The 14519-nt window shown below is 67.9% G+C and carries 12 protein-coding genes and 1 pseudogene; 9 read left to right on the forward strand and 4 right to left on the reverse strand.

The window, feature by feature from the left end; translation table 11 throughout:
* Nucleotides 1-33: 33 nt before the first annotated feature.
* Both aceB and aceA read right to left on the reverse strand, forming a co-directional pair.
* Nucleotides 34-1689 (reverse strand): malate synthase A, encoded by a 1656-nt coding sequence (gene aceB, locus ACP7AR_RS17345; RefSeq protein WP_426188513.1) that lies wholly within the window; start codon nt 1687-1689, stop codon nt 34-36.
* A gap of 115 nt (nt 1690-1804) precedes the next feature.
* Nucleotides 1805-3118 carry an isocitrate lyase gene (aceA, locus tag ACP7AR_RS17350; RefSeq protein ID WP_426188515.1) on the reverse strand — a complete coding sequence of 438 codons (1314 nt, stop codon included), beginning with the start codon at nt 3116-3118 and terminating at the stop codon, nt 1805-1807.
* Between the two features lie 138 nt (nt 3119-3256).
* Between aceA and ACP7AR_RS17355 the strand changes: the two genes are divergently transcribed.
* Both ACP7AR_RS17355 and ACP7AR_RS17360 read left to right on the forward strand, forming a co-directional pair.
* Nucleotides 3257-4708 (forward strand): helix-turn-helix domain-containing protein, encoded by a 1452-nt coding sequence (locus tag ACP7AR_RS17355; protein ID WP_426188517.1) that lies wholly within the window; start codon nt 3257-3259, stop codon nt 4706-4708.
* A 34-nt stretch (nt 4709-4742) separates the two neighbouring features.
* Complete coding sequence (locus ACP7AR_RS17360) at nt 4743-5576, forward strand: hypothetical protein (RefSeq protein WP_426188519.1); 834 nt, start codon at nt 4743-4745, stop codon at nt 5574-5576.
* A gap of 86 nt (nt 5577-5662) precedes the next feature.
* Here the strand turns inward: ACP7AR_RS17360 and ACP7AR_RS17365 are convergent, their stop codons facing one another.
* Complete coding sequence (locus tag ACP7AR_RS17365) at nt 5663-6322, reverse strand: amino acid deaminase (protein WP_426188521.1); 660 nt, start codon at nt 6320-6322, stop codon at nt 5663-5665.
* Nucleotides 6323-6464: 142 nt separating this feature from the next.
* Between ACP7AR_RS17365 and ACP7AR_RS17370 the strand changes: the two genes are divergently transcribed.
* The 6 genes and pseudogenes from ACP7AR_RS17370 to ACP7AR_RS17395 all read left to right on the forward strand — a co-directional run bounded on the left by ACP7AR_RS17370 (nt 6465) and on the right by ACP7AR_RS17395 (nt 11441).
* On the forward strand, nt 6465-7163 hold the full coding sequence (locus tag ACP7AR_RS17370) for an HAD family hydrolase (RefSeq protein WP_426188523.1): 699 nt from the start codon (nt 6465-6467) through the stop codon (nt 7161-7163).
* A 2-nt stretch (nt 7164-7165) separates the two neighbouring features.
* A complete protein-coding gene (locus ACP7AR_RS17375) occupies nt 7166-8146 on the forward strand; it encodes a phosphate/phosphite/phosphonate ABC transporter substrate-binding protein (protein ID WP_426188525.1) in 981 nt (326 codons plus the stop codon).
* Between the two features lie 21 nt (nt 8147-8167).
* Nucleotides 8168-8967 (forward strand): annotated as a pseudogene (gene phnC, locus ACP7AR_RS17380) (phosphonate ABC transporter ATP-binding protein).
* Complete coding sequence (gene phnE, locus ACP7AR_RS17385; protein WP_426188527.1) at nt 8964-9791, forward strand: phosphonate ABC transporter, permease protein PhnE; 828 nt, start codon at nt 8964-8966, stop codon at nt 9789-9791. Before phnC ends, phnE (ACP7AR_RS17385) begins: the two are co-directional and overlap by 4 nt.
* Nucleotides 9788-10597 carry a phosphonate ABC transporter, permease protein PhnE gene (phnE, locus tag ACP7AR_RS17390; protein ID WP_426188529.1) on the forward strand — a complete coding sequence of 270 codons (810 nt, stop codon included), beginning with the start codon at nt 9788-9790 and terminating at the stop codon, nt 10595-10597. Before phnE (ACP7AR_RS17385) ends, phnE (ACP7AR_RS17390) begins: the two co-directional genes overlap by 4 nt.
* On the forward strand, nt 10578-11441 hold the full coding sequence (locus tag ACP7AR_RS17395) for a MurR/RpiR family transcriptional regulator (RefSeq protein WP_426188531.1): 864 nt from the start codon (nt 10578-10580) through the stop codon (nt 11439-11441). The genes phnE (ACP7AR_RS17390) and ACP7AR_RS17395 overlap by 20 nt, the downstream gene beginning before the upstream one ends.
* Before the next feature lie 99 nt (nt 11442-11540).
* On the opposite strand, the gene ACP7AR_RS17400 is transcribed toward ACP7AR_RS17395, so the two are convergent.
* The gene (locus ACP7AR_RS17400) at nt 11541-13049 is read right to left on the reverse strand and encodes a PucR family transcriptional regulator (RefSeq protein ID WP_426188533.1); all 1509 of its coding nucleotides are present in this window, start codon (nt 13047-13049) and stop codon (nt 11541-11543) included.
* Nucleotides 13050-13143: 94 nt separating this feature from the next.
* Here ACP7AR_RS17400 and gabT point away from each other — a divergent pair, with 94 nt between their 5' ends.
* Entirely contained in the window at nt 13144-14505 is a 1362-nt protein-coding gene (gabT, locus tag ACP7AR_RS17405) for a 4-aminobutyrate--2-oxoglutarate transaminase (RefSeq protein ID WP_426188535.1), read from the forward strand.
* Nucleotides 14506-14519: the final 14 nt, after the last annotated feature.

Here is a 14519-nt window from a genome sequence, read left to right on the forward strand (position 1 = left end):
CTTTGATCACCGTGCTTCGCCGTGCGACCGCGGTCAGTCCGTCTCGACCAGGAACTTCGCGTAGGCCGACGTCGTGAGGAACGCGGGGAACTCCGCGCCGAGCGACACCTCGCGGAACACCTCGGCGGCGTCGTCGAACCGGTCTCCGGTTGAACGCGTCGCCTCGGCCAGCACATCGGTGATCAGGCCCTCGATGTACTCCGGGGTGATGCCGGTGCCGTCCTCGGTGGTGCGATCCTGGTGGATCCACTGCCACACCTGCGAACGCGAGATCTCCGCTGTCGCGGCGTCCTCCATCAGGTTGTCGATCGCGACGGCGCCGAGCCCGCGCAACCACGCCTCGATGTAGCGGATCGCCACTGAGACGTTGTCGCGCACGCCTTTGCTGGTGATCGGGCGCCCGATGCGCAGATCCAACAGATCCTCCGCACGCACGCTCACGTCGTCGCGCTGACGGTCGAGCTGGTTCGGGCGCCCGTCGAGCACCGCGTCGAACTCGGCCTGCGCCGTCGGGATCAGATCAGGATGAGCGACCCAGGTGCCGTCGAACCCGTCTGCGGCTTCGCGCTTCTTGTCGGCTGCGACCTTCTCGAGGGCCGTGGCCGTCGCTTCGGGATCGCGTCGATTGGGGATCGATGCGCTCATGCCGCCGATCGCGAAGGCGCCGCGTGTGTGGCACGTCTTCACGAGCAGCTCGGTGTAGGCGCGCATGAAGGGCACGGTCATCGTGACCTCGCTGCGATCGGGCAGCACGAAGCGTGCACCGCGGCCGCGGTAGTTCTTGATGATCGAGAAGATGTAGTCCCAGCGCCCGGCGTTCAGGCCCGCGCAGTGATCGCGCAGCTCGAACAGGATCTCCTCCATCTCGAACGCGGCCGGCAGCGTCTCGATGAGCACGGTCGCGCGGATCGTGCCGTGCTCGATACCGATGTAGTCCTCGCTGAACGTGAAAACGTCATCCCACAGCCTGGCCTCTTCGCTCGACTCCAGCTTGGCGATGTAGAAGTACGGGCCGCGGCCCGCCTCGATCAGCGCCTTCGCGTTGTGCAGGAAGTACAGCCCGAAGTCGACGAGCGATGCGGATGCCGCCATGCTGCGGCCGGTGCGGTCGATGAATGTCAGATGCTTCTCGGTGAGGTGCCAGCCGCGCGGTCGCATCACGATCGTCGGCGTCTGCTCTGCGGTGACCTCGTAGGTCTTGCCTGCCTCGTTCGTGAAGGTCAGCTCACCGCGGATGGCGTCGCGCAGCGACAACTGCCCGCCGATCACGTTCGCCCAGGTGGGACTCGTCGCATCCTCCTGGTCGGCGAGCCAGACCTTCGCGCCGGAGTTCAGCGCGTTGATCGTCATCTTCGGGTCGGTCGGTCCGGTGATCTCCACGCGGCGATCCTCGAGTCCAGGGCCGGCACCGGCGACGCGCCAGTCGGCGTCATCGCGGATGTGGCGGGTGTCGTCGCGGAAGCGCGGGTCGTGGCCGTTGCCGATCTCGAAGCGGCGGCGCATGCGGTCGGCGAGCCGGTCGTGCCGACGGCCCGCGAAGCGGTGGTGCAGCTCGCTGAGGAACGCGATCGCCTCGGGTGTGAGGATCTCGTCGAAGCGGTCGCGCAGCGGCCCGGTGATGTGCAGGGCCGGTCCCTGCTGGGCGGTCTCGGTCGGAGCGGTGGTCGGGGGTGCCGTGGGAGTGGTCATGATGAAGTCCTTTGCTGATGCCGAGACCCCGTCTTGTCGCCGAGACCCCGTCTTGCGGTCGTCCACAGGACGGGGTCTCGGCGAGAACCGGGGGTCTCGTCGGAAAGCGGATGGATCAGTGGAATTGGGCGGCTTCGGTGGAGCCGGCCAGGGCGAGCGTGGCACTGTCGGGGTTGAGCGCCGTGGAGATCACGTCGAAGTAGCCGGTACCGGCCTCGCGCTGGTGCTTGGTGGCGGTGTAGCCGTCTGTCTCAGCGGCGAACTCGGCCTCCTGCAGCTCGACGTACGCGCTCATGGCACGATCGGCGTAGCCGCGGGCAAGGTCGAACATGGAGTAGTTCAGGGCGTGGAAGCCGGCCAGGGTGATGAACTGGAACTTGTAGCCCAGGTCGGCCAGCTCCTGCTGGAACGTCGCGATCTCGGCGTCCGACAGGTGCCGCTTCCAGTTGAAGCTCGGCGAGCAGTTGTACGCGAGCAGCTTGCCGGGGAACTCGGCGTGCACGGCCTTCGCGAACTCGCGGGCGAGCTCGATGTCGGGCTCGCCGGTCTCGACCCAGATCAGGTCGGCGTACGGTGCGAAGGCGAGTCCGCGGCTGATGACAGAGTCGATGCCGGGGCGGATGCGGTAGAAGCCCTCCGGGGTGCGCTCGCCGGTCGTGAACGCCTGGTCGCGCTCGTCGACGTCGCTCGTGAGCAGATCGGCGGCGAGAGCATCCGTTCGCGCGATGATGACCGTGGGAACGCCGGCGACGTCGGCCGCGAGGCGTGCCGCGTTCAGAGTGCGGATGTGCTGCTGGGTCGGTACGAGCACCTTGCCGCCGAGGTGGCCGCACTTCTTCTCGCTGGCCAGCTGGTCCTCCCAGTGGATGCCGGCGGCACCGGACTGGATGAGAGAGGAAGCCAGCTCGTACGCGTTCAGCGGACCGCCGAATCCCGCCTCGGCATCCGCGACGATCGGGGCGAGCCAATCCTGCGTGGTGTCGCCTTCGGCGTGCTCGAGCTGATCCTGACGGATCAGGGCGTTGTTGATGCGGCGGACCACTGCCGGCACCGAGTTCGCGGGGTACAGCGACTGGTCGGGGTAGGTCTGGCCTGCGAGGTTGCCGTCGGCGGCGACCTGCCAGCCCGAGAGGTAGATGGCCTTCAGCCCCGCACGCACCTGCTGCACGGCCTGGCCGCCGGTGTAGGCGCCGAGCGCGCGGACGTAGTCCTCGGTGTGCAGGAGGTTCCAGAGGTTCTCCGCGCCGCGGTGCGCGAGCGTGGACTCCTCGCGGACGGAACCGCGGATCCGGATGACGTCCTCAGCCGTGTACGTGCGCTCGACGCCGTCCCAGCGGGGGTCGGTGTCCCAGATCTCCTGGAGCTCTGCCGCGGTCTGCGTCTGGTCTCCGGCTCGCAGGCCGGCGGGGCGAGGTGCGGTGTTCGTCATGGCGTCTCCTTCGTCGGATGTTCCCCGGATGATGAACCGGGTGGCTTGACACCACTCTGAGTGAAGTTCCACGCCTGAACTGAACAAATCCAGTGTGAAGATTGATCGTATTTCTGCTTTCGTGACAGAATCGGCCGCATGAGCACCGCTGACGCTGCAGAAGACACCGACGCCCTCACGATCGGCCGCCGCATCCGACAACTCCGCACAGCCCGCGGGATGACGCTCGAAGATCTCGCCACCGCGGTCGAGCGGGCGCCGAGCCAACTCTCGATGATCGAGACGGGCAAGCGCGAGCCGAAGCTCACCCTGCTGCAGGCGATCGCCCGTGCGCTCGGTACCGGCATCGACGCGCTGCTCGAGGGCGAGCCGCTCGATGAGCGCAGTGCGATGGAGATCGCGCTCGAGCGCGCGATGAAGGGGCAGACGTTCCAGGCCCTCGGCATCGATCCGTTCCGCATCGCCAAGAGCGTGCCGACGGATGCGCTCAAGGCCATGCTCGCCCTGCACGGTGAGATCGATCGGCTGAAGGATGAGCGCGCGGCGACTCCGGAGGAAGCGCGCAGGGCCAACGTCGAGCTGCGGCACCTGATGCGGCGTCAGGACAACCACTTCCTCGAGCTCGAGGCGAAGGCATCGGAGATCCTCGAGGCAGTCGGGCACCCAGGAGGTCCGCTGACTCAGCGCACAGCATCCGAGATCGCCGCCTATCTCGGCTTCACGCTGCATTACGCGCCCGATCTGCCGCAGACCACGCGCAGCGTCGCCGATCTCGCGAACGGCAGACTGTACCTCTCGAGCAGCGTGCCCGCCAAAGGCGACGCCCGCACCGCGGTGCTGCAGGCGCTGTCGAGCCGGATGCTGGGGCACTCAGAGCCACGCAGCTATGCGGAGTTCCTGCGTCAGCGGGTGGAGACGAACTACCTCACAGGTGCGCTGCTCATTCCGCAGGCGCACGTGGTGCCCGCGCTGAAGGCGGCGAAGGAGCGTCGGGCGATCTCGATCGAAGACCTGCGCGATACGTACTCGGTCTCGTATGAGACCGCGGCCCACCGCTTCACGAACCTCGCCACGAGGCACCTCGACATCCCGGTGCACTTCCTGAAGGTGCATGAGTCGGGCACGATCACGAAGGCGTACGAGAACGACGATGTGAACTTCCCGACCGATCGGCTTGGGGCGATCGAGGGGCAGATGTGCTGCCGCCGGTGGACGAGTCGCGTCGTGTTCGATGAGGACGACCGCTTCAACCCGTACTACCAGTACACCGACACAGGCAACGGCACCTACTGGTGCACGGCGCGGGTCGAAGCATCCAGCGAAGGTCTGCACTCGGTCAGCGTCGGCGTCCGCTTCGACGACACGAAGTGGTTCGTCGGGAGGGACACACCCAACCGCGGCGTCTCCAAGCACTCGGTCGAGGTGTGCTGCCGACGGGCGCCAGCCGACCTGGAGGAGCGCTGGCGAGAGCAGTCCTGGCCGAACGTCAAGACCCCGCGCACATTGCTCGCGACGCTGCCGACCGGCGCATTCCCCGGGGTCGACACGACAGACGTGTACGAGTTCCTCGAGGCCCACGCGCCGCGCTAATCTTGCGGGGACGTGACTTCGGGGAGGGGATGCCATGTCTGACACGGACGCGGCTTCGGAGGACTCGCGCATCTGGAGGGACGAATTCCGGTCGCTTCTCAGCGGCGTGAACCTCCTCGTTCTGATCGCCTCAATCGCGGCAGGCGTGTGGGGCGTCCTCGACTCCATGACGGATGCCGGTGGAGACCGCTTCTGGGGGAATCTCACCGTCGCGGCCCCTGGCATATATGCCGGCTGGTGCATGCTGGAGATCGCGTGGAAGACGCTGGCGAACATCGGCACGGTGCTTCTCCGCCTCGTCTCGGCGTGCATCGTCGCGCCCGCATTCGTGGTGCTGCCGGTGGCGGTCATTCAGGCGATCGCCGTCGCTCTTCCCGGTGTGAGGCAGACGATCGCCGATGCCGAGGCGGAGAACAGCGGCTTTCACTACTGGTGGAGCGAGGGGATGGCGAGCCAGTTGTTCCTGGTGCCGCTGGGAGGCTACGTCATCGGCATGTGCGTCCCACTCGCCGTCGCGCTCGTCATCACCTTGCCCGTCATCTCGATCAGGGCGCCGCACATCACCGGTGCCGGATCGCACCTTGAGACGGTCGGGGCAGGGCGGCGGGATTCCACGACCGCCTTCGTGTTCTGCGGGCTCGGCGTCACGGTCCTCGGCATCGGCCTCTGGGTGTTCGGTGACGGCGGCAGCATCGCGGATTTCCCCGAAGATCTCGGCCGCCTCCTGCAGGCGACGTCGTACGGCTATTTCCACTGGGAGGACGCGGTGTGGCTGTTCGGCGTCGTCTTCGTCGTGGTCGGTGTGGCGCTGATGGGCTGGGGCTGCGTCCGCGTGTTGTCTGCACGCGGACGCGCGGCGCGCGGGTGAGCGAGCACCCCGCTGCGCCAGCACTCGAGAGATTCACCCGTTATGACTAGGCATGCCGGGTGCTCGCTCGTTGCGCCAGCGCGGATTCACACCGCGTTCCACCGCAGCCGGGGCTGGGCATCGAAGTCCTCGACGATCGCGGCGACGTCTGCAACCGGGAATGTCGTCACCGGCAGCGGCTCTGCGCCGATCTGGGGCGCCACGGCGTAGGCGAGCGCACCCGGTCCGGTCGTCGCGCTGAGCGCGAGACGCGTCTCGCGGCCGTCGACGGACAGCGTGCGCGAGAGCGCAGGCGCCGAGAGCAGAGCGGATGCCGCGTCCGCTGCCCGCGTGAGCAGCGTCCGATCGCCCGACCACGGCACGAACCCGTCGTCGGGCCGTCCGTACGCGCGGGCGAGGTCGGCGCCGAGCCACCGCTCCCGCTTCAGCCCGTGCGGCGTCTTCACCCGCGAGAGCAGATACCCGTAGCAGTGCAGCACTCCGGCGTTGCCTATCGGCCAGGCGGCGTCGATCCCGGCGAGCTCGTGCAGGTGCTCGAAGAGCGCGCGCCGGATAACCGGCTTTCCGAGGTTCTCGTCGATCACGGTGGAGCGCCCCCAGGAATCGAAGCGCGCCGCTGCACGATCTTCCGCGATGCTCGTCGTCAGCCAGGCGATCATGCCGACCGCGGCGGCGGCGTCTGTGGGCGTGTCACGCCCTGCGCGTGCGGAGACGGCATCGAGGAAGTGCACGACGAGTTCTGTCACGGCCACAACACTAGGCCGTCGGCATCGGCGAATCGCAGCCGCCGACTCGCGAACTGTTTACATTCTGTTCACGCATTGTGGTCGCTGCGTCCATTCTTGATGCTCATACTGGACGAAGCGTCCACAGTATTGGAAAGTATCAGTGAACACCCGCACCACGATCATCTTCGATTTCGACGGCACGGTCGCGCTCGGCGACGGACCGGTGCTGGCCTATGCGCAGCACGTGGCTGCTGAGCTGGGCTCGCCGGAAGGGTTCGTCGACGGCATCCGCCTGCTCCTCACCGCAGGGGGCGAGGGCGCGCTCGACGGCTACGATGCCGTGCGTCGCGTCGCAGAGGCCGCCGGAGCGAACACCGGCCACCTCAGCCGCGCGTACCTCGCCAGCCGTGGTCGGCTCGGCACCCCCGACGCGCCCATCACCGCGCCTGACGGCCTCGCGCAGTTCCTGGCGGAGGCCGATGCCCATCGCATCCTCGTCACGAACGCTCCCGACGTGCGCCTCGCCGAGGCGTTGGCCGCTCTCGGACTGGACGGTCTCTTCGATCGCATCGTGACGAGTGCGGGTAAGCCCGCCGGTATCGAGCGGATTCTCGACGAGTTGGCCGACGACGTGCGCGTGCTGAGTATCGGCGACATCTGGCACAACGACCTCGCCCCGGTGCACCGCCGTGGCCATGCCACCGCGCTCGTCGGTGACTTCTCCGACCCAGGGGCCCACCCCACTTTCCGCGCTGCCACACTCACCGCGCTGCTGCCGCAGCTGCGCGAGTGGCTCACCGACTCCACTGCCGCCGATTCCACCATTCCCGCACCCACCACCACTCTCACCGAAGGATGATCATGCGCACCTCCACCCTGCGTCATACGGCGACGGCCCTCGTCGCCGCCGGCGCTCTGCTCGCTCTTGCCGGCTGCTCCAGCGCGACCGCCGAGGGAGACGCTGCCGCTCCGGCTGCAGACCCCGAGTCGCTCGTGTTGGCACTGGTCCCCTCGCAGGATCAGGACGGCCTCGTCGACACCGCGGCTCCGCTCACCGACCACCTCACCGAGGAACTCGGCATCGAGGTGACGGGTGTCGTCTCCAAGGACTACCAGGCCGCCGTCGAGGCGATGGGTGCCGGCCAGGCGCAGATCGGCTTCCTGCCGTCGCTGCAGCTGTGGCAGGCCAACGACATGTACGACGCGTCGGTCGTGCTGCAGACCGAGCGCAACGGCAACATCACGTACCCCGCGCAGTTCATGACGAACAACCCCGACAAGTACTGCGACGACGAGCCGGTCGAACGCGACGGGATGCTGTTCTGCAACGGCGCCGACGCGATGGCGGGCCCGGCGGGCCTGGACAGCATCGCCAAGGTCAAGGGCGCGAACGTCGCGCTGCTCGGGCCGGGCTCGCCGGCCGGCTACATCTACCCGGTCCTCGCGTTGCAGGAGGCGGGCCTGGACACCGACACCGACATCAACCAGATCCCGGTCACTGCGAACGACGCCTCCGTGCTCGCGGTCTACAACGGCGACGCCGAAGTCGGCTTCAGCTTCTGGGATGCCCGTTCGATAGTCGTCAAGGACACCCCGGACGTCGGCCAGAAGGTCGTTGTCTTCGCGCTGACCGAAGAGATCCCGAACGACGGCGTCGCGCTGTCGTCCGACCTCTCGCCGGAACTGCAGGAGCGCATCACCACCGCGCTCGCCGACTTCTCGGACACCGAGGAAGGCTCGAAGATCCTCGAGAGCGTGTACTCGATCACGAAGCTCGCACCCGCGAACCCCGAATCGCTCGACGTGGTCGCCCGCGCCGCCGAAGCGCTGGGACTGCAGTAAGTGCCCGACCAGCATCAGAGCGTGGACGTCGCAGCTCCGGCTGCGGCGTCCACGCCGTGGTCCATCCGCCTCGATGGGGTCACGGTCCGCTATCCCAACGGCACAGTCGGCCTCAAGAACGTCTCGCTCGACATCCCCGCGGGATCGATGATCGCGATCGTCGGACTCTCCGGCTCGGGAAAGTCCACGCTGATCCGCACGGTCAACGGTCTCGTCCCCGTCACAGGCGGCACGTTGGATGTGGGGGAGCACCGCGTCAGTGGGGCGAAGCCCCGCGCGCTGCGACGACTGCGCGGCGACATCGGCATGGTCTTCCAGGGGTTCAATCTCGCCGGACGCGCCGACGTGCTCAGCAACGTGCTGGTCGGCCGGCTCGCGCACACCCCGCTGTGGCGCACGCTGCTCGGTCTCTACCCCGAGAGCGACAAGCAGCTCGCCTATCGCGCGCTCGACAGTGTCGGCATCCTGCCCAAGCTGTACCAGCGCGCCTCGAACCTCTCCGGCGGACAGCAGCAGCGCGTGGCGATCGCCCGCGCCCTCGCGCAGGAGCCGCGCATCGTGCTCGCCGACGAGCCGGTCGCCAGCCTCGACCCGCCGACCGCGCACGGTGTGATGGCCGACCTCCGACGGATCAATCGCGACTCGGCATCACCGTGATCGTCAACCTGCACCTGCTTGATCTCGCCCGCGAGTACGGCGTGCGCATGATCGGCATGCGTGCCGGTGAGGTCGTGTACGACGGCGACGCGGCGGGGGCGACGGATGCCGACTTCGAGGCGATCTACGGCCGTTCGATCAACCCGGAGGACCGGCTCTCATGAGCGTCGCCACGGCCGCGGGATCGAAAGCGGCGACGCCGCTCGAACTTCCCGACAAGCCGCGTGGCGCCTGGAAGGCCCCCGTCATCGCTCTCGTGATCGTCGCGATCACCGTCGTGATGTGCCTGCCGGGAATCGGCATCGACGTCGACTTCTCGGCGATCGCCCGCAACTGGCAGAACGGTGCGGGCAAGGTCCTGCAGCTTCTGGTGCCCGACTGGGGCTTTTTCCCTCGCACGATCGCACCTCTCATCGAGACCCTGCAGATGGCGATCATCGCCACCGCGGTCGGCGCGCTGATCTCACTTCCGCTGAGCTTCTGGGCCGCGCGCAGCACCAACCCGAACGCATTCTGGCGCATCCTCGTCCGCGGCATACTCAACGTCATCCGCAGCGTTCCCGACCTTCTGTACGCGGCGGTGCTCGTCGCGATGGTCGGCGTCGGAGCTCTCCCCGGCATCCTCGCCCTGCTGCTCTTCAACGTGGGCATCATCGTCAAGCTCGTCTCCGAGGCGATCGACACGAATGACGGCGGTCCCCTCGAGGCCGGCCGCGCGGTCGGCGCCACCCAGGCGAAGATCAACCGTACGCTCGCGCTGCCCGACGCCTGGCCCGCCTTCGCCAATCAGACCCTCTACGTGTTCGAACTCAACGTGCGCGCGTCGAGCGTGCTCGGCCTCGTGGGTGCCGGCGGCATGGGGCTGCTGATCGACTCCGTGCGCACCTTCTACCGCTATGACCAGCTGTCGCTGATCATCCTGGAGATCCTCATCGTCGTGGTCGTCATCGATATCGCAAGCTCGGCCATCCGACGGAGGCTGGTATGAGCGCCATCGTCGTCCCGGCGCGGCCGCGAAGGCCATGGCTCATCGCCGGATGGATCGCCGTCACCGCGATCGTGGTGCTCGCGTTCTGGTCGATCGACATCAACTGGGCGCGCCTCGCCGATCTGCCGTCGGAGATCGTGCGCTACTTGTTCCTGATGTTCGGCTCGCCCAACTGGGAGAAGCTATCCGAGGCGCTGTGGCAGACCTGGCGCAGCGTGGAGATGGCGTGGGTCGGCACGGTCCTCGGTATCCTGCTCGCCACTCCGCTGAGCCTGTTCGCTGCCCGTGGCTTCGGCCCCGCATGGCTGCGCTCGCTTCTTCGCGGCTTCTTCTCATTGATCCGCGCCGTGCCGGAGATCATCATCGCGATCGTGATCCTCTCCGTCACCGGACTCACGCCGTTCACCGGCGCTCTCGCCCTCGCCATCAACGGCATCGGCACCCTCGGCAAGTGGGGATATGAAGCCGTCGAGGGCGTCGCACCTGGACCGATCGAGGCCGCCCGTGCCGCGGGTGGAGGCACGTCGCAGGTGCTGCGCTGGGGCGTCTGGCCCCAGGCTGCGCCCACGTTCTGGTCGTTCTGGTTGTACCGCTTCGAGATCAACGTCCGCTCCTCCGCCGTGCTCGGCCTGATCGGCGTCGGCGGCATCGGCGACATGCTCACCTCGTACACGCAGTACCGTGAGTGGTCGACGGTGGGTGTGCTGCTCATCGTCGTCGTCATCGTCACGATGCTCATCGATTGGGCGTCAGGAGCGATCCGTCGTCGGATCATGGAGGGAGCCCGTGCCCGTGTTCTCATCTAGCACTCCGCCGACCGTTCGCATCGCGAGCGTCGGCAACACGCTCGGCCCGAGCGAGCGTCGAGTCGCCGAGCTGATCTCGGAGCAGCCGGAGTCCGTGGTCGAGTGGACTGCACAGGAACTCGCGGATCAGGCCGGCGTGGGAAGAGCCACCGTCGTGCGCGCCTGCCAGAGCTTCGGATACCGGGGCTATCCCCAGTTGCGCGTCGCACTCGCCGCGGAACTCGGCCAGTCGGCGGATGCCGTCGCCGATCACGGTCCCGGCGTGCTGGGGCGCATGCGCGGTGAGATCGACCGGGTCGCCGCATCCCTGCCGGCGCTCGCCAGCCTGCTGGATGCCGACGTCGTGACAGAGGCGGTGCGCCTCGCCTCATCCGCCGGGCGCCTGCTCGTGCTCGCGAACGGTCTCTCCTCTCCCATCGCCAGTGACCTGGCCATGAGGCTGACGGCGTCGGGGCGGCCGGCGGAGTTCATCGCCGACGCGATCGCTCAGCAGATCGCAGCGCGCCACCTCACGGCTGACGACGTGTGCCTCATCGTGAGCGGTTCCGGGGCGAACGAAGCCACACTGCGAGTGGCGGCTGCCGCCTCGAGGGGAGGAGCCAAGGTCATCGCACTGACATCGTTCGCGGCATCCGCCCTCACCGAGCTCGCCACCCTCTCGCTCGTGATCACCCCCAGCGGGGTGAGCTTCCGCGACGAACTGGAGCACACCTCCAGGGTCGCGTACCTCGTGTTCGCGGAGGTGTTCGCGTCCGCGGTCGCGGCCGAGCGGGGCGTCGATGCGCGCGAGGCGCGTGCGCACGCCATGGAGGTCGTCTCGGACAACCTCGGCGAGGGCGCATAGCGGCGCATCACTCGACATCGAGACCGAGCCTCCCGCACGAGACCGAGTCGTACAGAGTCGGTTTCGTGTCGCGAAGTCGGTCTCGTGGGTAGGGAGCTGTCAGTCGCGCGCGGTCTGCAACGCCGCCCACAGCTCCGCGCGGGCGGGGAACGAGCCCAGGTCCAGGTTCAGCAGCCCGGCGGCTTGGGTGATCCGAGAACGCAGGGTGTGCCGGTGGATGCCCAGAGCTGCAGCCGCCGACTCGTAGCGCGCGTCGTGCTCGAGCCAGACGCGCAGAGACTGCTCCAGCTCGGCGTGTGCGCGAAGCGGTGCGAGACGCGACTCGGCGACCAGGCGAGCCTCGTCGGTGGCGAATGCGGTGAGGATGCTGGACGCCACGGTGTCCACGTAACGCACGGCCCCTGGATCGCTGTGCCTGAGTGCGACGACAGCCTGGGCATGTGCTCGGGAGAACGCTCCGTAGCCCTCAGGCTCCGAGATGCCGAGGCGGATGCCGAAACGAGCGGAGAGCTCATCGAAGAGGCCCTCGTCCTCGGCGGACACGCACAACGTGAGTCCTGCATCGGAGGTGGCGCCGAACACCGCAGTGCCGTGTTCCGCCTGCCTGCGCTCCCACCAATCGGCGATGGCATCGGCCGGAGCATCCGCATCAGCGACGGCGATGACCATGGGAGAGGGCGGCAGGGAGCCGAGCACGTGGCGTGCGAGCGTCGGGTCATCGAGAAGCAATGAGGCGAGAACCTGAGAACGCAGGCGCCGCCGCCCGCGCTCGAGCTGTTCGTTCTGCTCCAGTGCGAGACCTGCCATCGCGATCACGGATGTCACCACCGCACGTGCCTCCGGATCGAGCGTCGCGGTGCCGATGGCGATCACGCCTCTGAGGTGCCCGCTGCGTCCCAGGGTGAACAGCGTGAACGATTCGGCCCCGAGCGTCAACGACTGCCCGGCCTGGCCGCCCCTGGTGATCAGTTCGGTGGCGCGCATCGCGAGGGTGGCGACATCGTCGGCGGGCAGCCGGTCGTGCGGATGCTCGTGCGCGAGCGCACCGGTCGCATCGAACATCCCCACCCAGCGATCCAACCGCCGCGCCAGCTCAGTCAGCGTTGACTCGAGCCCGCGAGACCTCAGCGCAGCACGCGCCAGCGCCCGCTGCGTGTCCAGTGCCCAGGTGCGCCGAGCGTACGCCTGCGCCGCGATCGCCTCTGAGTGCGCGCGCGCGACCGCGATGAACGGCGTGGCGTACGGCACCTCGAACAGCGGGATGCCCGCGACCGCGCACGCCAGGATCAGCCGATCCGGCACATCCGACAGCTGTCCACCAGGGCCGAGACCGATGCCGGTTCCGAAGCCGAGTCCGACGATGCCGCGGCCGGCGAGACGGTCGACATAGGCATCGATGCCTGCGGCATCCTCATCGGCCAACTGCGATCCGGTCGTGAGAAGTGCGAGGTCGTCGGCGAGGAACGGCGTGGGGTCGGTGAGGTCGGAGGAGTGCACCCAGCGCATCGGCCGGTCGAGCGCGCCGTCGCGCAGAGCATCCTCGTCTGAGACGAGTCGCAATCGCAGATCGTCCCGGCGCAGCAGTGCGCGAAGCGTCGGCTGATCCATGAGCTTCTCCGTTATACGTCGCGGCGAACTGCTTTCCAAGATTGTACAGACGGGCGAGTGCATCCCGATAAGCAAGCGGCATACGCTCACCAACATGGCACTTCTCGATGCAGCGACCGATGCACCACCGCTCGGCGGGCCCGACCTCCCGCAGGAGCGTCGACTCGTCACAGAACTCCCTGGACCCCGTTCGGCGGCGATCCTCGCCCGCAAAGCGGATGCCGTGCCTGCCGGTGTCGGACACACGGTGCCCGTGGCGGCCGTGGCCGCCGGTGGTGGCGTCGTCGTCGACGCCGACGGCAACTCGCTCATCGACCTCGGCAGCGGCATAGCCGTCACCACGGTCGGAAACGCGCATCCGAAGATCGCCGCTGCCGTCGCAGCCCAGGTCGCGCAGTTCACCCACACCTGTTTCATGATCTCCCCGTACGAGTCGTACATCGAGGTCGCGGAAGCGCTCAACAGGCTCACGCCAGGCGACTTCGACAAGAAGAGCGCGCTGTTCAACTCCGGCGCCGAAGCCGTCGAGAACGCGATCAAGATCGCACGCAAGCACACCGGCCGTTCCGCCGTCGTCGCCTTCGATCACGGCTACCACGGCCGCACCAACCTCACTATGGCGCTCACGGCCAAGTCGATGCCGTACAAGAGCGGATTCGGCCCGTTCGCCCCCGAGGTCTACCGCGCCCCGATGTCGTACCCGTTCCGCGACGGGCTCACCGGAGCGGAGGCCGCCTCTCGCGCGATCTCGCAGATGGAGAAGCAGATCGGCGCAGACAACCTCGCCGCGATCATCATCGAGCCCATCCAGGGAGAGGGCGGTTTCATCGTCCCCGCCGACGGGTTCCTGCCGGCGCTCGCCGAGTGGTGTCGCGCGAACGGCGTCGTCTTCATCGCCGACGAGGTCCAGACCGGATTCGCCCGCACCGGCCACATGTTCGCCAGCGAGATCTTCGGCGTCGTTCCCGATCTCATCACCACCGCCAAGGGCATCGCCGGCGGCCTCCCGCTCGCCGCCGTCACCGGACGCGCCGAGATCATGGATGCATCGCACGCGGGCGGCCTCGGCGGCACATACGGCGGCAACCCGATCGCGTGCGCTGCGGCGCTCGCCGCGATCGACGTCTTCGAGAACGACGGTGTGATCGAGCGGGCCCAGCAGATCGGGGCGATCCTCACAGAGCGGCTCACCGTTCTGCAGTCGAAGGATCCGCGTATCGGTGACGTCCGCGGCCATGGTGCGATGATCGCGGCAGAGTTCGTGAATCCGGAGACCATGGCCCCGGACGCCCCGCTCACGTCCGCGGTCGCGAAGGCCGCCATCGCACGGGGCGTGATCGTGCTCACCTGCGGAACCTACGGCAACGTCATCCGGTTCCTCCCGCCCCTCTCGATCGGCGACGATCTGCTCAACGAAGGGCTCAACGTCATCGCGGAGGCGCTCGCCGCCGCATAGAACGTCCGGTCGCG

The organism is Microbacterium sp. TWP3-1-2b2 (genome assembly GCF_049896145.1).
In the GTDB taxonomy this organism is placed as follows: Bacteria; Actinomycetota; Actinomycetes; order Actinomycetales; family Microbacteriaceae; genus Microbacterium.

Bases quoted from the DNA above. Each gene is read 5' to 3' on its own strand.
- aceB (WP_426188513.1), bottom strand. From the start codon at position 1,689: ATGACCACTCCCACGGCACCCCCGACCACCGCTCCGACCGAGACCGCC.
- aceA (WP_426188515.1), bottom strand. From the start codon at position 3,118: ATGACGAACACCGCACCTCGCCCCGCCGGCCTGCGAGCCGGAGACCAG.
- ACP7AR_RS17355 (WP_426188517.1), top strand. From the start codon at position 3,257: ATGAGCACCGCTGACGCTGCAGAAGACACCGACGCCCTCACGATCGGC.
- ACP7AR_RS17360 (WP_426188519.1), top strand. From the start codon at position 4,743: ATGTCTGACACGGACGCGGCTTCGGAGGACTCGCGCATCTGGAGGGAC.
- ACP7AR_RS17375 (WP_426188525.1), top strand. From the start codon at position 7,166: ATGCGCACCTCCACCCTGCGTCATACGGCGACGGCCCTCGTCGCCGCC.
- phnE (WP_426188527.1), top strand. From the start codon at position 8,964: ATGAGCGTCGCCACGGCCGCGGGATCGAAAGCGGCGACGCCGCTCGAA.
- phnE (WP_426188529.1), top strand. From the start codon at position 9,788: ATGAGCGCCATCGTCGTCCCGGCGCGGCCGCGAAGGCCATGGCTCATC.
- ACP7AR_RS17400 (WP_426188533.1), bottom strand. From the start codon at position 13,049: ATGGATCAGCCGACGCTTCGCGCACTGCTGCGCCGGGACGATCTGCGA.
- gabT (WP_426188535.1), top strand. From the start codon at position 13,144: ATGGCACTTCTCGATGCAGCGACCGATGCACCACCGCTCGGCGGGCCC.